18 protein-coding genes are annotated in these 21048 nt (G+C 73.0%); 10 read left to right on the top strand and 8 right to left on the bottom strand.

Annotated features, from left to right (window positions below):
- Positions 1-301: hypothetical protein (locus ACFVHO_RS02760; RefSeq protein ID WP_385709199.1), on the bottom strand; the 301-nt coding region annotated here is incomplete at its 3' end.
- A gap of 793 nt (positions 302-1094) precedes the next feature.
- On the opposite strand from ACFVHO_RS02760, the gene ACFVHO_RS02755 reads away from it, so the two are divergent.
- The 9 genes from ACFVHO_RS02755 to ACFVHO_RS02715 are packed head-to-tail and all read left to right on the top strand — an operon-like array spanning position 1095 to position 10828.
- Positions 1095-2297 (top strand): hypothetical protein, encoded by a 1203-nt coding sequence (locus ACFVHO_RS02755; RefSeq protein ID WP_385709196.1) that lies wholly within the window; start codon positions 1095-1097, stop codon positions 2295-2297.
- Positions 2298-2346: 49 nt separating this feature from the next.
- Entirely contained in the window at positions 2347-2769 is a 423-nt protein-coding gene (locus ACFVHO_RS02750) for a phage tail protein (RefSeq protein ID WP_030360079.1), read from the top strand.
- Between the two features lie 38 nt (positions 2770-2807).
- Positions 2808-3527, top strand: coding sequence for a LysM peptidoglycan-binding domain-containing protein (locus tag ACFVHO_RS02745; protein WP_385709193.1), 720 nt, complete (start codon positions 2808-2810; stop codon positions 3525-3527).
- On the top strand, positions 3527-5416 hold the full coding sequence (locus tag ACFVHO_RS02740; RefSeq protein ID WP_385709190.1) for a VgrG-related protein: 1890 nt from the start codon (positions 3527-3529) through the stop codon (positions 5414-5416). Before ACFVHO_RS02745 ends, ACFVHO_RS02740 begins: the two co-directional genes overlap by 1 nt.
- Before the next feature lie 25 nt (positions 5417-5441).
- Entirely contained in the window at positions 5442-5894 is a 453-nt protein-coding gene (locus ACFVHO_RS02735) for a GPW/gp25 family protein (RefSeq protein ID WP_385709188.1), read from the top strand.
- Positions 5894-7852 carry a putative baseplate assembly protein gene (locus ACFVHO_RS02730; RefSeq protein ID WP_385709185.1) on the top strand — a complete coding sequence of 653 codons (1959 nt, stop codon included), beginning with the start codon at positions 5894-5896 and terminating at the stop codon, positions 7850-7852. Before ACFVHO_RS02735 ends, ACFVHO_RS02730 begins: the two co-directional genes overlap by 1 nt.
- Positions 7853-7880: 28 nt before the next feature.
- Positions 7881-8438 carry a phage tail protein gene (locus ACFVHO_RS02725; protein ID WP_385709183.1) on the top strand — a complete coding sequence of 186 codons (558 nt, stop codon included), beginning with the start codon at positions 7881-7883 and terminating at the stop codon, positions 8436-8438.
- Positions 8435-9982 (top strand): NADase-type glycan-binding domain-containing protein, encoded by a 1548-nt coding sequence (locus tag ACFVHO_RS02720; RefSeq protein ID WP_385709181.1) that lies wholly within the window; start codon positions 8435-8437, stop codon positions 9980-9982. The genes ACFVHO_RS02725 and ACFVHO_RS02720 overlap by 4 nt, the downstream gene beginning before the upstream one ends.
- Before the next feature lie 48 nt (positions 9983-10030).
- Positions 10031-10828, top strand: coding sequence for a polysaccharide deacetylase family protein (locus tag ACFVHO_RS02715; RefSeq protein ID WP_385709178.1), 798 nt, complete (start codon positions 10031-10033; stop codon positions 10826-10828).
- Between the two features lie 74 nt (positions 10829-10902).
- Here ACFVHO_RS02715 and ACFVHO_RS02710 read toward each other — a convergent pair whose 3' ends face one another.
- Positions 10903-12204 carry a cytochrome P450 gene (locus tag ACFVHO_RS02710; RefSeq protein WP_385709175.1) on the bottom strand — a complete coding sequence of 434 codons (1302 nt, stop codon included), beginning with the start codon at positions 12202-12204 and terminating at the stop codon, positions 10903-10905.
- Between the two features lie 180 nt (positions 12205-12384).
- Positions 12385-13002 (bottom strand): TetR family transcriptional regulator, encoded by a 618-nt coding sequence (locus ACFVHO_RS02705; protein WP_385709172.1) that lies wholly within the window; start codon positions 13000-13002, stop codon positions 12385-12387.
- Between the two features lie 81 nt (positions 13003-13083).
- On the opposite strand from ACFVHO_RS02705, the gene ACFVHO_RS02700 reads away from it, so the two are divergent.
- Positions 13084-14067: an oxidoreductase gene (locus ACFVHO_RS02700; RefSeq protein WP_385709170.1), complete on the top strand. Its 984-nt coding sequence runs from the start codon at positions 13084-13086 to the stop codon at positions 14065-14067.
- 104 nt (positions 14068-14171) lie between these two features.
- Here ACFVHO_RS02700 and ACFVHO_RS02695 read toward each other — a convergent pair whose 3' ends face one another.
- The 5 genes from ACFVHO_RS02695 to ACFVHO_RS02675 all read right to left on the bottom strand — a co-directional run bounded on the left by ACFVHO_RS02695 (position 14172) and on the right by ACFVHO_RS02675 (position 20981).
- The gene (locus tag ACFVHO_RS02695) at positions 14172-15392 is read right to left on the bottom strand and encodes an XdhC family protein (protein WP_385709167.1); all 1221 of its coding nucleotides are present in this window, start codon (positions 15390-15392) and stop codon (positions 14172-14174) included.
- A 73-nt stretch (positions 15393-15465) separates the two neighbouring features.
- Complete coding sequence (locus ACFVHO_RS02690; protein WP_385709164.1) at positions 15466-16923, bottom strand: NCS2 family permease; 1458 nt, start codon at positions 16921-16923, stop codon at positions 15466-15468.
- A gap of 187 nt (positions 16924-17110) precedes the next feature.
- On the bottom strand, positions 17111-19495 hold the full coding sequence (locus ACFVHO_RS02685) for a xanthine dehydrogenase family protein molybdopterin-binding subunit (RefSeq protein WP_385709161.1): 2385 nt from the start codon (positions 19493-19495) through the stop codon (positions 17111-17113).
- 2 nt (positions 19496-19497) lie between these two features.
- A complete protein-coding gene (locus ACFVHO_RS02680) occupies positions 19498-20091 on the bottom strand; it encodes a (2Fe-2S)-binding protein (RefSeq protein ID WP_385709158.1) in 594 nt (197 codons plus the stop codon).
- Positions 20091-20981, bottom strand: coding sequence for an FAD binding domain-containing protein (locus ACFVHO_RS02675; RefSeq protein WP_385709155.1), 891 nt, complete (start codon positions 20979-20981; stop codon positions 20091-20093). The genes ACFVHO_RS02680 and ACFVHO_RS02675 overlap by 1 nt, the downstream gene beginning before the upstream one ends.
- Positions 20982-21048 lie beyond the last annotated feature (67 nt).

Genomic DNA, 21048 nt, shown 5'->3' with positions numbered 1-21048 from the left:
CGGCACCAGCACCAGCACCAGCACCAGCACCAGCACCAGCACCAGCCGACCCTAGCGCCCCAGCACAGCGCGCGGTCCCCGCACCGTCAGCCCCGGCATCCGGCCCACGCGGTACGACCCAGCCCGCACCCCCGGCCGCCCCCACCACCACGACCAGCGGGCGGCAGCCCGTACAGCGGGCCGTGGACCGCACCACGGGCTCGGACGCGAGCCCGGACACGGGCGCCCCGAGCCGCACCCGACCGGCGTCGACCCACGGTCCGCTCAGCGAGCCGAGCTCCAAGTCCCCCTCCACAGCCATGCGTTCAACACCACCCAGCGCTACGACAGGACGGCACGCACCCCCGCCCCGCCCCACCGACCCGCCTCCCGCGCCACCCGCTCAGCCGAAGTCCCTCCAGACGCACCCGAACCCGAAGCGACCGTCGCCCACCCCGAACGGGCCGCTGTCCTCGGGCACTTCGCGCGCGCCCGAGACCCCGAGCAAGGCGGCACCCACCGCTCCTCGTCAGCCGAACCCGGAGCCCACCCCGGGGTCCGCCCCGACCCCACCCTCAGCCCCGACTCCGCACAAGTCACCCCACAAGTCACCGCCCATGCCGGCGGACACAGCACCGAGCGCGCCACCGACGGCGAACCCGAGCAACCTCAGCACCCCGCACGCCCAGCGCACCCCGCTCCCCTCCGCCACGCCCCACGCGCGTCCGCAGGTCCAGCGAGCCCCGGCACACCCTGGCTCCGCCCTCACGTCCACCTCCGCGCCTGCCCACACGTCCACCCCCACCCCCGCAGCACCCGCCCCCCTCCCCCCGCGCGCCACGAGCGCCGCCTCCGGCACACCGACCGCCTCCCCGCAGTCGCCCTCGACGCCCACCCCGCCCGCCGCCCCACCGGCACCCCCCGTACAGCGCGCACCCCGCACCACACCGGGCCCAGCCACGCCCACACCCCGCGATGCCGCCGCTCCCGCCGTCCCCACGGACGGCACGGCCCCCTCCGCCACACCTCCGGCGACACCTGCTTCCCGTACCCCTGCGGCGAGTTCACCGCCCGCACGACCCACCGCCTCCGCCACCTCCACGAACCACCCGGCAGTGCAGCGCAGCGCCACCCGCAAGCCCGCGCGCTCCGGCCTCGGCGCCCCGATCCCGTCCACCCCGGCCACCGCTCCCCTCGCCGCACCGACTTCCGCCCCGGCACCCGCACCGACTTCCGCTCCGTCGCCCTCGGCGTCGGCCCCCGCAGCCGCGAGCCCACCCCCCGGCCCGGCCGCGCCCACGCGCCCACTCCTCGCACCGGTTCCGGACCCCGCACCCGCCCCGCAGCGGCCCTCCGTCGACCAGGCCACCCCGCCCGCGCACCAGGTCCAGCGCGCCGCCGCGCCCGGCACCACACCCCCGCGCCGCCGGACCCCCCTCGGCGCCCCCCTCGCCACCACCCCTGCGGAGACCCCGCCCCTCACCCTCCCTCCGCAGCCGCCCCGGCCCGCCTCGCACTCCACGGGCGGTATCGCCACGCCTCCGGTCCAACGCGCCACCGCCGCCTCAACTCCCGTCAGCTCCGGCGGCCCTGACAGCCCCAGGAACCCCAGCGGTTCCGGCGGCAGCCTCAACAGTGGCCTCAGCAGCGGCTTCAGCAGCGCGGCCTTCACCGCGCTCCCTCCCGCACCCCCTGCACGTACGGACACCCCTCCCCCGACCCACGCACCCAGCGCACCCACCCCGGCCCCCGCCGTCCAGCGCGCCACCACACCCCCGAAACCCGTCCACCTGCGCGCCCTCCCCCCGCCCGCCGATACCACGCTCCCCCTCCCCGTGACGCCCCTCGCGCCGCCGCCGTCCGCCGTACGGCAGCCCGAGCGCCCGCGCCCCGTCGCGCCCGCCGGGCCCGCGGTCCAGCGGATGCCCTTCCGGTCGCCGTTCGCGTCCGGCGCGACGGCGACGCTCGCCGCCAGGGCCGCCGCCACGGTCTCCGCCTCCCTCGGCCACCTCAGCTCGCGCCGGGACGGCCCCGGCGACCCGCCGCCGGCCTACAGCCCGCCCGCCGAGCCTCCGCCGCCGTACTCGCCTCCCGCGAGCGGCGGCTCCCCGCCGCCGTCGGGCCAGGCGGCATCGGCAGCGGAGCCGCCGCCCGCGTACAGCCGGGTGCCGCGCGGCACGTTCGACCCGAAGGACCTCACCGACTTCCAGCTCGACGAGCTGACGCACCGGATGATCGGCCGGATCACCCGGCTGATCCGCACCGAACTCCGCATGGACCGCGAACGGGTCGGCAGGCTCCGCGACGACCGCCGGTGACCCCGGCCCGCCCACGTACACAGCCGCACGACAGGAAGGCGCTTCTGCGATGCCCCGCCAGGACCCTGGCTCCACCATCTGGTTCTCCCTCTCCATCGACGGCGAGAGCCTCGGCCGCTTCAACGGCTGCGACGGCCTCTCGTCCCAGGTCGAGGTCGAGCACCACCAGGAGGGCGGGAACAACGGCTTCGTCTGGCAACTGCCCTCCCGCGTCACCTTCTCCACCATCCGGCTGACCCGCCCGCTCACGCCGGACACCACGAAGGTCGCCAAGTGGATCTCGTCCGTGCAGACCGGGATCAAGCGGCCCACCGCCGAGATCACGGCGCTGCGCGCGGACGGTTCGGAGGTCGCCCGCTGGGGCCTCATCGACGTGCTGCCCGTCAGCTGGCAGGGCCCCACCCTCGACCCCGGCAGCCCGGCCGTCGCCACGGAGGTCCTGGAGATCGCGCACCACGGGTTCACGGACTAGGGCGTCGAAGAAGCAGGAGAGGAGCGGGGGACCAGTACATGCCCAAGAGCAAAGGCGCAGGCAAGAGCCTCGTGCGCGCCAGTCTCGCCATTCATGAGCCGCCCGTCGGCACCAGCACCACTCCGGGGTCGCTCATGAGGACGTTCGACTTCGAGTTCAACCCGGCGCAGCTGACCATCGGCCGCAGCGCCCAGTGGACGGTGACGCCGACGGCGGCCGAACGGGACGGGGCCATACCGGAGTTCATGGGGTCCGATCCGCGCGAGATGAGCGTGGAGGTGTTCCTGGACTCCTCCGCCGAGCCCACGGGCAAGACGGTCCTCAAGAAGGTGGAGGCGCTGCTCGACTGCTGCAGCGTGACGGCGAAGAGCAAGGACGCCGACCAGCCGTCGCCACCGTGGGTGATCCTCCAGTGGGGGTCGTTCGCCACGGCCCGGTTCACCGCGTACGTCGGCTCCGTGCAGGCCTCGTACACCCTGTTCAGCACCACGGGCGTGCCCATCCGGGCCACCTGTCAGCTGCAGCTGCACGAGATCCCCGGCGAGCCCCTGGGGCAGAACCCGACCTCGGGCGCGCTCACCGCGCAGCGCGTGCACCGGGTCGTCGCGGGCGACTCGCTGCAGTCCCTCGCCTGGCGCGAGTACGGCGACGCCACGGTGTGGCGGACCATCGCCGACGCCAACGGCATCGACGATCCGGCCCGCCTCACGACGGGCACCGAACTGGTGCTTCCCGCACCGCAGGAGGTGCGGCGCTGATGGCACCCACCCCGTTCTCCAGCGTCCTCAATGTGAGGATCGGCGGCTCCGAGCTGACCCCGGCCGTCGCCCGGATGCTCGTCGACGGCTGGGTCGACCAGGGCGCCGGGGTGCCGGCCGCGTTCCGTCTGACCTTCCGCGACCCGCACCACAAGCTCCTCGGCCTGCTCAAGGTCAAGTTCGGTACGAAGGTGGTGATCACGCCGGTCGCGGACGGCAAGGGCACCGGCGATCCGCTGTTCACCGGCGAAGTCACCGCCCTGGAGGCCGACTTCGACGGCACCGGCTCCTTCACCGTCATCCGCGGCTACGACTACGGGCACCGCTTCCTGCGCCAGCGCCGCGTGGCCGCGTACACGAACGAGACCGCGTCCTCGATCGCCCGGCAGCTGGCCGGACTCGCGGGGGTGCCGATCGGCACGATCGAAGCGTCGGGCGGACGCTACGAGTTCATCAGCCAGGCCAACGTCACCGACTGGGACTTCATCGCGCGGCTCGCGGACGAGAACAAGATGGTCATGTCCCTGGACGCGGACGGCGAGTTCCACTTCGTCAAGCCCAAGCCGTCCTCCGGCGCGCCCTCGCCGAACACGGACAGCAAGAAGAGCCCCACCGTCCTGAAGGCGGGCATCGACATCCTGCGCCTGCGGACCGCGGTCACCGCCGCCGACCAGGTCGGCACGGTGCAGGCGCGCGGCTGGGACGTCGCGAACGCGCGGGAGATCGTCGGCACGTCCCGCTCCGCGCGCAACCCGAACTTCTCCATCGGCGCCACCCCCGGCGAGGCGGCGGGCGCCTTCAAGAAGTCCACGCTCGTGCAGACCGCGACGCCCTACGACAAGCCCGCCGAGGTCGACCACGCCGCCGACGCCCTCTTCGACGACGTGTCCTCGTCGTTCTCCGAACTGGAGGTCGTCGTGCACGGCAACCCCGAGCTGCGGCCCGGCGTGCCCATCGCGCTCGGCGACGTCGGCAAGCCCTTCGAGGGCAAGTACACGACCACGTCGGTGCGGCACGTGTTCGGCAACGGGCAGCGCTACGAGTCCTGGGTCACCGTCAGCGGCCGCCAGTGGCGGTCCCTGTACGGCCTCACCTCGGGCGGCACCGACAGCGCGCCCCGGCTGCCCGGCGTCGCCAACGCCGTCGTCACCGACGTCGACGTGAAGGACGAACAGGCCCGCGTGAAGCTGAAGTTCCCCTGGCTGGACGACACGTACGTGAGCGACTGGACGCGCTGTGTGCAGCTCGGCGGGAAGCGCGGCGGCGGGATCTTCCCGCTGGACGTGGGCGACGAGGTCCTCGTCGGCTTCGACCGGGGCGCGCTCGACCACCCCTTCGTGATCGGCGGGCTCTACAACGGCAGGAACAAGCCGACCCGGGACAGCGCCCCGCTGTACTCGGGGGCGCGCAACCAGGCCAGCCGCCACAGCATCTCCGACCGCACCGGCAACCGCCTCGACCTGCTCAGCCAGCGCGTGGGCAGCCACCGGGGCGTGCGGATCAGCACGGGGGACGGCAAGTTGAAGGTCAACCTGGACCGCGCCAAGACCGAGATCACCGTGGACAGCAAGGGTTCGGTCACCATCAAGGGCAGCCGCTCGGTGTCCGTCCAGGCGGGCACGGACCTCTCGCTGAGCGCCAAGCGCAACGTGTCCATCAAGAGCGGCGGGCTGCTCAACATCCGGGCCGCGAGCGCCGTCAACGTGAACGCGGGCGGCGGCGGTTTCAGCGTCAACACGTCGTTCCTCAACGTGCGGGCGACCGGCCTCGCGACCGTCAGCGCCGCCGGGCCCCTGGCGCTCACCTCCGCCGCGAGCGTGGCGCTGACCTCGTCCAACATCAATCTGACCGGTGCGGTCCTGGTGAACCGCAAGCCACTGCCCTTCTGATGCCGATGAGGACCGGTGATTTCTGATGGCCGAACAGTTCGTCGGCTCCGGCTGGGCGTTCCCGCTGCGCATCGGCCCCACCGGGGGCATCGCCCTGGTCAGCGGGGAGCGCGAGATCGAGGAGGCCATCCGGCTCGTCCTCGCCACGGCGCCCGGCGAGCGGCCGATGCGTCCCGAGTTCGGCTGCGCCATCCACGACCTGGTGTTCGCCCCCGTCAACGAGCAGACGGCGGGCCGCATCCAGCACGAGGTGTATCTGAGCCTGGACCGCTGGGAGCCGCGCATCGAGGTGCGGGAGGTGGAGGTCACCGCGGGCGAGGACCAGAGCGTGCTCTACATCGACGTCCGCTACGCGATCCGCGGCACCAACAACCCGCGCAGCCTCGTCTTCCCCTTCTACGTCATTCCCTCCCACGAGGACCCGGAGGCCCCCGGGACGTCCCCGGGCCCCGGCACCTCCCCGGAAAGCGACCGCTGATGCCCCTGCACTCCCCCAACCTCGACGACCGCCGCTTCCAGCAGTTCGTCGACGACGCCAAGCGCTACATCCAGGAGCGGGCGCCGGAGTGGACCGACCACAACGTCTCCGACCCCGGCGTCACCCTGGTCGAGACGGTCGCCCACATGGCCGACCAGATCGTCTACCGCCTCAACCGGGTCCCGGAGAAGAACCACCTGGCCTTCCTCGACCTCGTCGGGATCACGCTCTTCCCGCCGGTCGCCGCGCGCACCGACGTCACGTTCTGGCTGTCCGCGCCGCGCGAGGAGACCGTGGCGGTGCCCGTCGGCACCGAGGTGACGACGCTGCGCACGGAGGCGGAGGACGCGGTCGTCTTCGCCACCGAGCGCGATCTGCGCATCGTCTCCAGTACCTTGCGGCACCTGATGGTGCAGTCGCGGGGCGAGCCCGTCGCCGACCGGACCACCGAACTCGCCGAGGGCGGCGACGTGTTGTGCTTCGCCGAGGCACCGCGCTCCGGCGACTGTCTGCTGTTCGGCCTGACCGCGGCCGTCCCCCACTGCGCGGTCGCCCTCGAACTGGACAGCCGCGTCGACGGCGTCGGCGTCGACCCCCGGCAGCCGCCGCTCGTGTGGGAGGCGTGGACGGCGGACGGCTGGCGGCCGTGCGAGGTCCACCGCGACGGCACCGGCGGGCTCAACCGGCCCGGCGAGGTCGTCCTGCACGTGCCCGGCGGCCACGTGCTGTCCCGCAGCGGCGGCCACGAGGGCGGCTGGCTGCGCTGCCGCGTCACCGACCCGCTGCCCGACCAGCCCTTCTACACCACGTCGCCGACCGTGCGCGCCGCCGACGTCTGCACGGTCGGCGGCACCACGCGCGTCGTGCACGCCGAGACGGTGTACGACGAGGCGCTCGGCGAGTCCAGCGGACTGCCCGGACAACGCCTTCGGCTCGCCCACGCGCCGGTCGTCGGCGACGACCCGCCGGTGCTCCTGCAGACCGCCGAGCGGGACGGCTGGGAGGACTGGCGGGTCGTCCCGCACTTCTCCGAGTCCCGCCCGGACGACCGGCACATCACCCTCGACGCGGCCACCGGCGACCTCGCCTTCGGCCCGGCCGTCCGCGAACCCGACGGCTCCCTGCGCCAGTACGGGATGGTCGCCCCCAAGGGCGCCGTCATCCGTGCCCGCCGCTACCGCACCGGCGGCGGCAGGTCCGGCAACGTCGCCCGCGGCGCGATCAGCGTCCTGCGCACCTCGATCCCGTACATCACCGAGGTCGTCAACCGCGAGGCCGCCCACGGCGGGGTCGACGGGGAGACCGTCGAGGAGGCCAAGGTCCGGGCCCCGATCACGCTGCGCGCCCAGGAGCGCGCCGTGACCCTGCGCGACTACGAGGAACTCGCCCGCCGCGCCGCCCCCGAGACCGCCCGCATCACCTGCCTGGAGGGCGCCACGGACGAGGTCGGGGCGTACGCGGTGCGCGTCCTCGTGGTGCCGCAGGCCGTGCCCGACCCCGGCGGCCGGCTGCGCTTCGAGCAACTCGTCCCCGGGGACGCGCTGCTCGACCGCGTCACCCGGCACCTCGACGAGCGGCGCCTCATCGGCACCCGGCTCGCCGTGGGCCCGCCCTACTACCAGGGCGTCACCGTGGTGGCCACGGTGCACGCCTTCCGCGGCGTGGAGACCGACCGGGTGCGCCGTGCGGCCCACGACGCCCTGTACCGCCACCTCGACCCGCTCACCGGCGGCGCCGACAGCCGGGGCTGGCCCTTCGGGCGCCCGGTCCAGGCGGGCGAGGTCTTCGCCGTGCTGCAGCGGGTGCCCGGCGTGGAGCTCGTCGACGAGGTCGTCCTGCATCCGGCCGACCCGCTGACCGGCAAGCGCGGCGACCCGACCGACCGCATCGATCTGGAGCCGACCGCCCTTGTCTTCTCGTTCGACCACCGTGTCCGGGTGATCGGGGACGCCACGTGATGACTTCGTCCCGCCGGGGAGGCCCGCGATGAGAGGTTCCGTGGACGGCCTCGGCTCCTCCGCGCCCATCGGCATGATGCTGCCCGCCGTCTTCGCCGACGACGATCTCGCGCAGCGCTTCGTCGGCGGGCTCGACGACGTCCTGGCGCCGATCCTGAACGTACTCGACTGCCTGGACGCCTACTTCGACCCGGCGCTCACCCCGATCGACTTCGCCCAGTGGCTGAGCACCTGGGTGGGGGCGGAGACCGACGGCACCGAACCCGAGCGGCGGCTGCGCGCCGCCGTGGCCGCGGCGGCCACGCTGCACCGCGTCCGCGGCACCCGGCGCGGCCTGTCCGAAGCGGTGCGGCTCGCGTTCGGCGTCGAGCCGGAGATCACGGAGACCGGGGGCGCCGCCTGGAGCGCCCGGCCCCGCGGCCCCGTCCCCGGCGCTCCCCGCCCGCACCTCCACGTCACCCTGCGGCTGCCCGACCCGACCCCGGCGGACACCCACCGCCTGGACACCCTCGTGGCCGCCGCCCGCCCCGCGCACATGCCCTACACCGTCACCGTGACGGCCGTCGAAAGGACCCAGCAGAGATGACCACGCAGAACTGCGCCGAGTGCGACACCCGCGCGGAGCCCGGTCAGTCCTTCTGCGACGCCTGCGGGGCCGTGCTCCGCTGGGACGCGGCGGGGGCGCGGAGCGGGGCCTCGGGGGCGGCGGGAGGCCGGGCCGTCTCGGGGGCCGGGCACGGCTCGGGGGCCGGGCACGGCTCGGGGGCAGGCTCGGAGTCCGGGGCCGCTTCGGGAGTCGGCTCCGCGTCGGGGCCCGGCTCGGCCTCCGGAGCCGGGTCGGCCCCGGGCTCGGGCGGGGGCGCGGGGTCCGGTGCCGCGTCCGGACCCGGGCCCGACTCCGGCTGGGACGCCTTCTCCCGCCCCGGGGGCACCGGAATCGGCTCGTCGGGCGCGACCAGGACGGCCGCCGCGCCCCACCCCGCCCCCGCGTCCCCGGACCTGGCGGACACGGTCCCCAACCCCCCGGCGCGGCCCGCCCCGGACGGCTTCCCTCCGGCGGCCCTCACGCAGCCCGCACCACCCGACGCGTACCGCGCACCTGACGCACCCGCCGCGTACAACTCGCCCGACGCGCCCCACGCGTACAACGCACCGGGCTCACCCCTCGCACCCGGCTCACCCCCCGCGCCCGGCGCGCCCACCTCCCCCGTGCCGCCCAGGCCCGACGACCGGGCCCGTTCGCTCCTCGTCCCCGTCTCGGACCCGGAGCCCGCCCGACCCGCTCCGCCCCCGGCCGTGGCCCCCGTCCTGCCCGGCCGCCCCGACGCGGCCCGCCCCCAGGTCCGCGCCCCGGGCCCGCACCTGCAGGAGCCGTACGGCCCGCCCTGCCCGTGGTGCAGCACCCCGAACCGCCCCGACCGCCACTTCTGCGGCCGGTGCGCGATGCCCCTCGCGGACAACGGGATGCGCAACGACCCGCCCGGGCCTCTCCCGTGGTGGCGCCGTCTGTTCGGGCCGGGCAGCGGCGAGGCACCCTGGGCCGGTGACCGGCCGCGGCTGCGCCGGGTGTTCGACCGGGTCGGCACCTGGGTCACCGTCGTCGTGGCCGTGACGCTGCTCATCCTCGGCGTGGTGTACATCCCCGACGGCTACGACGCCACGCGCGACCACTTCGCCAAGCGCGCCCCGGTCGAGCCGGACCGGATCAGGGCGTCGCGCGCGTACGAGGGCCACGGCCCGAAGCTGGTGTTCGACAAGCTGAACAACACCTGGTGGGGGCCGGGGGTGGCGCAGTCGGGCCAGGGCGAGTGGATCGAGGTGGGGTTCGCGCGGCCGACCCGGCTGCTCGACCTCATCATCACGCCGGGGGTGTCGGCCCGCGCCGACCAGCTCGGCAAGTCCGCGCTGCCGCACCGCGTCAAGGCGACGATCACCAAGAAGGACGGCAGCACGACGACCCGCGATCTCACCCTGGACCCGGGGGCGGGCGGCCAGCGCCGCGCGTTCCGCGTGGGCGAGGTCACCAAGGTCCGCTTCACGATCGAGTCGGCCCACGCCGCGACCGCGAAGAAGCAGGTGGCCATCGCGGAGATCGAGATGTTCGGCCGCTCCGACGGAAGCAGGACCTGACCCTCCGCCCCGCACAGCCGCCCTATACACCAAGTGTATAGTTCCCGCATGCCTGCAATACACAAGATGCGGAAGCCCGCGATCAGGTTGCGTCCGCGCACCGCCTTTCTCGGGCTCGCCACGCTCGCCGTGAGCGTGGCCCTGTCCGGCTGCACCAAGCTGGACACCGTGTCCCCCAGCACCGTCCGCAAGGACGCGGTGGATGCGAAAGCCGCTGATCAGGGCAAGTTCGGGACCGTGGACTGCCGCAAGGCCAAGTGCATCGCGCTGACCTTCGACGCGGGACCCAGCGAGAACACACCACGGCTCCTGAAGATCCTCAAGGAGAAGGCCGTGCCCGCGACCTTCTTCACGCTCGGCAAGAACCACATCGTGAAGTACCCCGAGCTGGTCAAGCAGATGGACGCCGAGGGGCACGAGGTCGCGAGCCACACGTGGTCGCACAAGATCCTCACCAAGATCGACCCCAAGGAGGCGCGCGCCGAGCTGGAGCGCCCCAACAAGGCGATCGAGAAGCTCATAGGCAAGAAGCCGACGCTGATGCGCCCGCCGCAGGGCCGCACCAACGACACCGTCAACAAGATCTCCCGCGAGCTCGGGCTCTCCGAGATCCTGTGGACGGTGACCGCCAAGGACTACACGACGAACGACTCCGCGCTCATCGAGAAGCGGGTCCTCGAGCAGTCCAGCCGCGACGGGATCATCCTGCTGCACGACATCTACAAGGGCACCGTGCCCGCGGTGCCGGGCATCATCGACGCACTGAAGGAGCGCGGGTACGTCTTCGTGACCGTGCCGCAGCTCCTCGCGCCGGGCAAGGCGGAGCCGGGGAAGGTGTACCGCTAGGCGGCAGGCGGGGGGAGTGACGGGGGGCGCCGAGGGGCGCGGGGCGTCCGACGTCACCACTCCGCGTACGGCCGTCACCACTCCACGTACAGCGCCTCCGGTGCCCGGTGTATCAGCGTCGGGCGCATCCGCACCGGCGGCCCGTCCGCGGCGAGCCTGAGGCCCGGGAAGCGCCGCGTGAACAGCTCCAGGGTCACGCGCAGCTGCTCGCGGGCGAGCTGGGCGCCGGGGCAGCCGTGCGCGCCCAGGCCGAAGGCGACGTGCCGGGCGACCGGGGTGCGGGTGATGTCGAAGACGTCGGGGCGTTCGTAGCGGCCCTCGTCGCGCCCCGCCGAGCCGAAGCCGACCAGGACCTCGGCGCCCGCCGGGAGTTCGGTGCCCGCGAGGGTGACGGCGCGGGTGGTGACGCGGCGGAAGCCCTGGAGCGCGGTGTCGTAGCGGGCCGCCTCCTCGATGGCGGCCGGGATGCGCTCCGGCTCCTCGCACACCAGCTTCCACTGCGCGGGATGGCGCAGCAGGTGCAGCAGGGTCGTACCGATCAGCGCCGTGGTGGTCAGGTGCCCGGCGAGCAGGAAGTTGTGCAGGTGCGCGACCAGCTCGGCGCGCTGCCCGAGGGTCAGCGCGGGACCCGCGTCGGCGGCCTCGGGGTCGCCCTCGTCCGGGTCCACGTCGTCGGGGGCGAGAGAGGTGACCATCTCGCTGCACAGATCGTCCCGAGGCGCGGCGTGCCGGTCCTGTACGTAGCCCTCCAGGAGCCGCCGCAGCGCCACCGTCTCGCGGGCCGCCGCGATCTGCTCGTCCTCCGGAAGCGGCCGGAATAGCAACTGCTCGGAGCTGTGGCCGCCGCGCACGACCACCGGCACGTCCTCGGGGTCGAAGCCGAGGACCCGCCCGATCACCTGTCCGGGCAGCCGCCGCGCGTACGCCTCCATCACGTCGACGCGCGGCCTGCCCCGCCCGCCGGGCCCCGCCGCCGCGAGGGCGTCGACGAGGGCTGTCGCCCGCTCGGTCACGTACGGCAGCACGGCGGCCACCCGGGCCGGGGAGAGACCGCGGGCGATGGGCGCGCGCAGGCGCTGGTGGGCCGGGCCGTCGGAGGTGACGACGACGCGGCGGCGGGGGCCGCCGCCGTCGTCCTGGCCCTGGCTCAGGACGGCGAGGGCCGCGGGTGAGGGAACGGCGTCCGGGCGCACCGCGTTGGCCGAGGAGAACACGTCCGGCCTGCGCAGCACCTCACGGACGTCGGCGTCCCTGGCGACCAGCCAGGCCTGCAGCTCGGGCACATAGGTGAGCCCTTCGGCACGCCGGGCGCGCGCGTACAGCGGGTAGGGGTCGCGCATCAAGTCATCGAGCCTGGCGTGCTGTTGCCGCTCCATCCTCCTCATGGTGCCCGAGCCGCCGAGCCCCACGGAAGGGCGCAGGCACCCTCGCACGGGGCTCGTGCACCCCCGCACACCCACGCTGGGGAAACAGGGGTCGCCCGCGCCGCACGGGCCCCGGAAGCCGCCCCCGGGTACGTGACCCGAACACCGCCCCACAGCTTCCCGCAGTCCCCCTCAGCCCCGCCGGACCCCCGCGTCCAGCGCGGTCGCGATGACGGCGAACGCCTCGTCCGTCAGCCCCGCCGGACCCTGCGTGCCGTCGCTGGCGCTCCAGCGCTGCAGCACGGCGTCGAAGGCCGCCAGCGCCATTCCGGCGGCCATGCGCGGGTACAGCTCGGTCTCGGCGTCGAGGCCCTCGCGACGGGCCAGTTCCGCCGCCAGGTCGTCGCGCCACTGCGCCTGCCGCTCCAGGAAGCGGGCGAGCAGCGCGGGCGTCCCGAGGATCAGCTGGACCACGCGCAGCGCCCGGTCGGAGTGGCCGGCGCACTCGCCGAGCGGCACCCAGACGGCGTGCCGCAGCGCCTCGGAGGGCCGCTCCCCGGCGGGCCGGGCGGCCAGCTCCGCGCACATGCCCGTGCCCATGTCCGCGAGGAACTGGACGACGACGTCCTCCTTGGACGCGAAGTACCGGAAGAACGTCCGCTTGGAGACGCCCGCGGCGCCCACGATCTCGTCGACGGTGACGGCGTCGAACCCCTTCAGGGCAAGCAACTGCAGCGCCGCCTCGGTCAGTTCGTCCGCGACGAGCTGACGCTTGCGCTCGGCCAGGCTGATCTCACGGCGAGTACTCACCCCGGCATGCTACATGCGGTGCCCCGCATGGCACTCGGTATCGCATTGACACTCGGTGTCACGAGGGGCACGATGTGCCGCATGACGCAGCAGCAGAGCCAAGAGCACGGGCAGCAGACACGGAAAGGCTGGTCAGCCGCCTCGATACCGGACCTGACCGGCCGGGCGTACGTCGTCACGGGGGCCAACAGCGGCCTCGGCCTTGCGACCACCCGCGCCCTCGCCCGCCGGGGCGCACACGTGGTCCTCGCGGTGCGGGACGAGTCGAAGGGCCACCGGGCCGCCGCCGCCATCACCGCCGACCAGCCGGACGCGAGCCTGGAGGTACGCCCCCTCGACCTGGCCGACCTGGACTCGGTGCGCGCCTTCGCCACCGGCCTGCGCGCCGAGCGCACCGGCCTGGACGGCCTCGTCAACAACGCGGGCGTGATGGCCCCGCCCCGGACGCTCAGCGCGCAGGGCCACGAGCTCCAGTTCGCCGCCAACCACCTGGGGCACTTCGCGCTCACAGGGCTACTGCTCGACCTGCTGGCGGCGACGCCGAACTCCCGTGTGGTCACGGTGACTTCCACCAACCACCGGCAGGGCCGCCTCGCCTTCGACGACCTCGCCGGCGAGCGTGTGTACTCCCCCATGGCGTTCTACAACCAGTCCAAGCTGGCCAACGCCGTCTTCGGCCACGAGCTGCACCGCCGTCTGACCGAGGCGGCGAGCCCCGTCCGCAGCGTCCTCGCCCACCCCGGCTACACCGCCACCAACCTCCAGACGGCCGCCCCGACCGGCCTGGTCAAGTTCCTCTTCGGCCGCCTCCTCAAGCCCCTGGCCCAGTCCGCCGACCGGGGCGCCCTCCCCCAGCTCTACGCGGCCACGGCCCCGGAGGCCCGGAGCGGCGACTTCATCGGCCCCGACGGCCCGGCGGAACTGCGCGGCGCCCCGAAGCGGGTACGGCTCTCCCCCGAGGCCACGAACAGCGAGACCGCGAGCCGCCTCTGGGCCCTGTCGGAGGACCTGACGGGGGTCCACTTCACGTTCCAGGAAGAGAATTCCAGCCCGTCCGGCGCTTGAGGACGAGCGCGCAGCGCGATGCTTTTCAGCCCGTCCGGCGCTTGAGGACGAGCGCGCAGCGCGATTCCGCGGCGCCCCCGGCCGACCCGAGGCCGGAACCGACCTCAGGCGACCGACCCGATCCGCCCACCCAACCTCCGCGTTCCATCATGGTGGATGGGCGTGTGCGCCCCGGTGAGCGAGACCCCGCTCCCACCCCGCCGAGAGGCGACGATCTCCGCGGCGATGGACAGCGCCGTCTCCTCCGGCGTACGCGCCCCGAGGTCGAGCCCGATGGGAGACCGCAGACGGGCCAACTCCAGCTCGGTGACGCCGACTTCACGCAGGCGCCGGTTGCGGTCCTGATGGGTGCGGCGCGACCCCATGGCGCCGACGTACGCCACCGGGAGCCGCAGCGCGAGCCGCAGCAGCGGCACGTCGAACTTGGCGTCGTGTGTGAGGACGCACAGGACGGTGCGGCCGTCGACCTCGGTGCGCTCCAGGTACTGGTGCGGCCACTCGACGACGATCTCGTCCGCGTCGGGGAAGCGCACGCGCGTGGCGAAGACGGACCGGGCGTCGCACACGGTGACGTGGTAGCCGAGGAACTTGCCGACGCGGACGAGGGCCGAGGCGAAGTCGATGGCCCCGAAGACGATCATCCGGGGCGGCGGTACGGAGGACTCGACGAGGACGGTCAGGGGCTGCCCGCAGCGGGAGCCGTCCGCGCCGATCCCGACGGTCGCGGTGCGGCCCGCGTCCAGGAGGGCACGCGCCTCGCCCGCCACGGTCCGGTCCAGCTCGGGATGCCCGCCGAGCCCGCCCTCGTACGCGACGGCGAGGTCCTGCGCGACCTCGTCCGGGGGCCCGTCGCCGTGTGCGACGCCCGCGGCCCCGGCCCCGCCGTCGGCACGGACGAGCAGCACCCGTCCCATCAGTTCGGCCGGGCCCTCGGTGATCCGGGCGACCGCGGCCGCCTCGCCCCGGGCCGCGGCGGCGAGGGCGGCGGCGTACACCGGCCGCGCGGGTGAGTCCGCGCGGACCGGCGCCACCATGATGTCGATGACTCCGCCGCAGGTCAGGCCCACGGCGAAGGCGTCGTCGTCGCTGTAGCCGAAGCGTTCGACGACGGTTTCGCCGTCGTCGAGCGCCTGTCGGCACAGCTCGTACACCGCCCCCTCCACACAGCCCCCGGAGACCGACCCGATCGCCGTGCCGTCGCTGTCGACGGCGAGGGCGGCGCCGGGCTGCCGGGGCGCGCTGCCGCCGACGGCCACGACGGTGGCGACGGCGAAGTCACGCCCCTGCTCGACCCACCGGTTCAACTCTTCGGCGATGTCCAGCATGTCGGTCTCCTCAAGGGCTCTGCGGAGCCTCCCCGAGAGGCTCCCCATGTACGTGTGCGGGGCGGGCGGCGCCTCAGTGGACGCCCATCCAGCTTTCGATGGGGCTGAGGGCGAAGTACACGATGAAGATCAAGGTCAGGCCCCACATGAAGGCCCCGATCTCGCGTGCCTTGCCCTGAGCGATCTTGATGGCGACCCAGGCGATGACACCCGCCGCGACACCGGTGGTGATGGTGTACGTGAAGGGCATCAGGACCACGGTCAGGAAGACCGGGATCGCCGTGGCGCGGTCGGCCCAGTCGACGTGCCGGGCGTTCATCATCATCATCGCTCCGATGACGACGAGCGCGGCGGACGCGACCTCCTGCGGGACGATCGCGGTGACGGGCGTGAAGAACAGGCAGGCCGCGAAGAACAGGCCGGTCACGACGGAGGCGAGGCCCGTACGGGCGCCCTCGCCGACGCCGGTCGCGGACTCGACGAAGACGGTCTGGCCGGAGCCGCCCGCCACGCCGCCGATGGCGCCGCCGGCACCGTCGATGAACAGCGCCTTGGACAGGCCCGGCATGCGGCCCTTCTCGTCGGCCAGGTTGGCCTCCGTGCCGACGCCGATGATCGTCGCCATCGCGTCGAAGAAGCCCGCGAGCACCAGGGTGAAGACGATCATGCCGACCGTCATCGCGCCGACCTCGCCCCAGCCGCCGAACTCGACGTCGCCGAAGAGCGAGAAGTCGGGCGTGGAGACCGCGCTGCCGTGCAGCTCGGGGGCGCCGTTGGCCCACTGCTTGGGGTTGATGACGTCCATCGCGTTCAGGACGACGGCGACGAGGGTGCCGGTGATGATGCCGATCAGGATCGCGCCGGGGGTGTTGCGCGCCTGCAGCATGAAGATCAGGAGCAGGGTGCCCGCGAAGAGCAGGACGGGCCAGCCCTGGAGCTCACCGGCCGGGCCCAGGGTCAGCGGTGTCGCCTTGCCCTGGTGGACGAAGCCGCCCTTGACCAGGCCGATGATGGCGATGAACAGGCCGATGCCCATGGTGATGCCGTGCTTGAGCGCGAGCGGGATCGCATTCATGATCATCTCGCGCAGGCCGGTGACGACCAACAGCATGATCACGACGCCGTACATCACGCACATGCCCATGGCCTGCGGCCAGGTCATCTCGGGCGCGACCTGCGAGGCGATGACACCCGACACGGAGAGTCCGGCGGCCAGGGCCAGCGGCACCTTGCCGACGAAGCCCATGAGCAGGGTGGTGACGGCCGCGGCGAAGGCCGTCGCGGTGATGAGGGCCTTCTGCCCCATCGTGTCGCCCGCCGCGTCCTTGCCGGACAGGATCAGCGGGTTGAGCAGGACGATGTACGCCATCGCCATGAAGGTGGTGATGCCGCCGCGCACCTCACGCGCGACCGTCGATCCTCTGAGGGATATGTGAAAGTACCGGTCGAGCCAAGACCGTCCGGCGGGGACGCGCGAGCCGGAGCCCGCGTCCTCCGCGGTGGTCTTCGGCTCCAGTGACTGCTGGGTCATGGTGCCTACTCCCAAGGTTCACAGGGGCACCCGCAGAGCTGCGGGATTTGGGATGGTGCGTTGGCTGCACGACCCGGGGGACGGCCCGAGACGAACTTGAGGAGAGGGGGGGCCGGGGGACGTGAGTCCCCCGGTTCCCCTTTTTCCGCTGACCCCGGAGGGCTTGTTCCTGAAGACCCCGGAGGGCTTACGTGCCGGTGAGGTGTTCGGGACGTACCGGCGTCTTGTTGAGCTCCAGACCCGTGGCCGCGCGGATCGCCGCGAGGACCGCCGGGGTCGAGGAGAGGGTGGGGGCCTCGCCGATGCCGCGTACGCCGTAGGGCGCGTGCGGGTCGGCGAGCTCCAGGTAGTCGACCGGGATCGTCGGGGTGTCGAGGATGGTCGGGAGCAGGTAGTCCGTGAAGGAGGGGTTCTTCACCTTCGCGGTCTTCGGGTCGACGATGATCTCCTCCATCACCGCGACGCCCAGGCCCTGCGTGGTGCCGCCCTGGATCTGGCCGATGACGGAGAGCGGGTTGACCGCCTTGCCGACGTCCTGGGCGCAGGCCAGCTCGATGACCTTCACGAGGCCGAGCTCGGTGTCGACCTCGACGACCGCGCGGTGCGCGGCGAAGGCGTACTGGACGTGGCCGTTGCCCTGTCCGGTGCGCAGGTCGAAGGCCTCGGTGGGGCGGTGCCTGAACTCCTCCTCCACCTCCACGGCCTCGTCCTCCAGGACGTCCACGAGGGTGGCGAGGGCCTCGCCGCCGTCGGTGACGACCTTGCCGCCCTCCAGGAGGAGTTCGGCACTCGCCCAGGCCGGGTGGTACGAGCCGAACTTGCGCCGGCCGATCTCCAGGACCTGCTCGCGGACGATCTCGCAGGAGTTCTTGATGGCGCCGCCGGTCATGTACGTCTGACGGCCCGCGGAGGTCGATCCCGCCGAGCCCACCTGGGTGTCGGCGGGGACGATGGTGACCTGCTGGACGCCGAGTTCGGTCCGGGCGATCTGCGCGTGGATGGTGACGCCGCCCTGGCCGACCTCGGCCGCCGCGGTGTGGACCGTGGCCACGGCCTCGCCGTTGATGACCTCGATGCGGATCTTCGCGGTCGAGTAGTCGTCGAAGCCCTCGGAGAAGCCGACGTTCTTGATGCCGACCGCGTAGCCGACGCCGCGGACGACGCCCTCGCCGTGCGTGGTGTTGGACAGACCGCCGGGCAGCGCGCGGACGTCGGCGCCCTCGCTGGACTCCCACTGGCGCTCCGGCGGCATGGGGCGGGCCTTGACCCGGCGCAGGAGTTCGGCGACGGGAGCGGGCGAGTCGACCGGCTGCCCGGTCGGCATGATCGTGCCCTGCTCCATCGCGTTCAGCTGCCGGAACTCCACCGGGTCCATGCCCAGCTTCGCCGCCAGCTTGTCCATCTGGGCCTCGTAGGCGAAGCACGCCTGGACCGCGCCGAAGCCGCGCATGGCGCCGCAGGGCGGGTTGTTGGTGTAGAGGCCGATCGCCTCGATCTCCACGTCGTCGATGACGTACGGGCCGACCGAGAGGGACGAGGCGTTGCCGACGACCGAGGGGGTCGAGGACATGTAGGCGCCGCCGTCCAGGACGATCTTGCACTTCATGTGCGTGATCTTGCCGTCCTTGGTGGCGCCGTGCTCGTAGTAAAGCTTGGCCGGGTGCCGGTGGACGTGGCCGAAGAAGGACTCGTACCGGTTGTAGACCATCTTCACCGGCTTGCCCGTGCGCAGGGCGAGCACGGAGGCGAGGATCTGCATCGAGATGTCCTCGCGGCCGCCGAACGCGCCGCCGACGCCCGCCATCGTCATGCGGACCTTCTCCTCGGGCAGGCCGAGGCAAGGGGCGATCTGCTTGAGGTCGGAGTGCAGCCACTGGGTGGCCACGTACAGGTCGACGCCGCCGTCCTCGGCGGGCACCGCGAGGCCGGACTCCGGGCCGAGGAAGGCCTGGTCCTGCATGCCGAAGGTGTACTCGCCCTTGACGATCACGTCGGCCTTCTTGGCGGCCTCGGCGGCGTTGCCGCGGATGATCGGCTGGCGGTGCACGATGTTCGGGTGCGGGGAGTGCCCGGCGTGGTGGTCGCCGCGGTTCTCGTGGACCAGGACCGCGTCGGGAGCGGTCGCGGACGCCTCGTCCGTGATGACCGGCAGCTCGCGGTACTCGATCTTGATCTTCGCGGCGGCGCGGCGGGCCGTCTCCGGGTGGTCCGCGGCCACGAGGGCGATCGGCTCGCCGTGGTGGCGGACCTTGCCGTAGGCGAGGACGGGCGTGTCCTGGTACTCCATGCCGTAGTTCTTCGCGGCCGGCAGGTCGTCGGCCGTCAGGACGGCGTAGACGCCCGACAGGGCGAGGGCCTCGGAGGTGTCGATGGACACGATCTCGGCGTGGGCGACCGTGGAGCGCAGGGCCTGGCCCCAGAGCATCTCCTCGTGCCACATGTCCGAGGAGTAGGCGAATTCGCCGGTGACCTTCAGGGTGCCGTCGGGGCGCAGCATCGACTCGCCGACGCCGCCCTTCGTCTGCGAGCCCTGGGTGACGTTGGCGGGGATGCCAGTGGTGGTGCCAGCCATGATCAGACCGCCTCTCCCTGACGGGCCGCGGCCAGGCGGACCGCGTCGAGGATCTTCTCGTAACCGGTGCAGCGGCAGAGGTTGCCGGACAGCGCCTCGCGGATGTCCGCGTCGGAGGGCGTGTCGTTGCGCTCCAGGAGCTCGTCGGCCGCGACGAGCAGGCCGGGGGTGCAGAAGCCGCACTGGACGGCGCCGGCGTCGATGAACGCCTGCTGGATCGGGGAGAGTTCGGTGCCTTCGCCGGTCTGTGAGTCCTGGCCCTTGGCGCTCCACTGCTGGGCGGCCTGGAGCGAAGTGCCGCAGGCGCCGGTGGCGCAGCCGCCGCCCGGGTGGGCGCTCTCGCGGTGCTTGGCGTAGTCGGCGAGGCCCTCGACGGTGGTGACCTCGCGGCCCTCCACCTGCCCGGCCGCGACCAGACACGAACACACCGGGACGCCGTCGAGACGGACGGTGCAGGAACCGCACTCGCCCTGCTCACAGGCGTTCTTGGAACCCGGCAGACCCATGCGCTCGCGCAGCACGTACAGGAGGGACTCGCCCTCCCAGACGTCGTCGGCTTCCTGTTGACGGCCGTTGACCGTGAAGTTCACGCGCATTATGCGACTCCCTCAGTGCTGCGGCCGTTGCCGCGGTACGACTCCCAGGTCCAGCCGAGCGTGCGGCGGGCCATGATCCCGACGGCGTGACGGCGGTAGTTCGCCGTGCCGCGCACGTCGTCGATCGGGTTGGCGGCTCCGGAGGCGAGCTCCGCGAACTGCTTGGCGATCGAGGGGGTGATGATCTTCTTGCTGTCCCAGAAGCCGCCCTCTTCGAGCGCCGCGTTCAGGAACTCCTCGGCCGCCTTCGCCCGGATGGGCGTAGGGGCGGCGGAGCCGATGCCGGTCCGCACGGTGCGGGTCTCGGGGTGCAGCGCGATGCCGAACGCGCACACGGCGATGACCATGGCGTTGCGCGTACCCACCTTGGAGTACTGCTGCGGCCCGTCGGCCTTCTTGATGTGCACGGCCCGGATCAGCTCGTCCGCGGCGAGCGCGTTGCGCTTCACGCCGGTGTAGAACGCGTCGATCGGGATCAGGCGCGAGCCGCGTACGGACTCCACCTCGACCTCGCAGTCCGCGGCGAGCAGCGCCGGATGGGCGTCACCGGCGGGCGACGCCGTGCCGAGGTTGCCGCCGACGCCGCCGCGGTTGCGGATCTGCGGCGAGGCGACCGTGTGCGAGGCGAGCGCGAGGCCGGGCAGCTCGGCGCGCAGGTTCTCCATGATGTCCGTGTACGGGACCGAAGCGCCGAGCCGGACGGTGTCCGCACCGACCTCCCACTCCCGCAGCTCACCGATGCGGTTGAGGTCCAGCAGGTACTCCGGACGACGGTGGTCGAAGTTGATCTCGACCATGACATCGGTGCCACCCGCAATCGGCACAGCGGTGGGGTGCTCGGCCTTCGCGGCGAGCGCCTCCTCCCAGCTGGCGGGGCGAAGGAAGTCCATGAGTGGCTCTCTCTTCGTGATCGTGCCGTGCGGTCGGCTCCCGCTGGGGATCCGACCGGGGCTTACT

Source organism: Streptomyces sp. NPDC127108 (assembly GCF_042677545.1).
In the GTDB taxonomy this organism is placed as follows: Bacteria; Actinomycetota; Actinomycetes; order Streptomycetales; family Streptomycetaceae; genus Streptomyces.
Note: the sequence above shows the minus strand (reverse complement) of the source record. Positions and strands in the feature narration are given on the sequence as shown.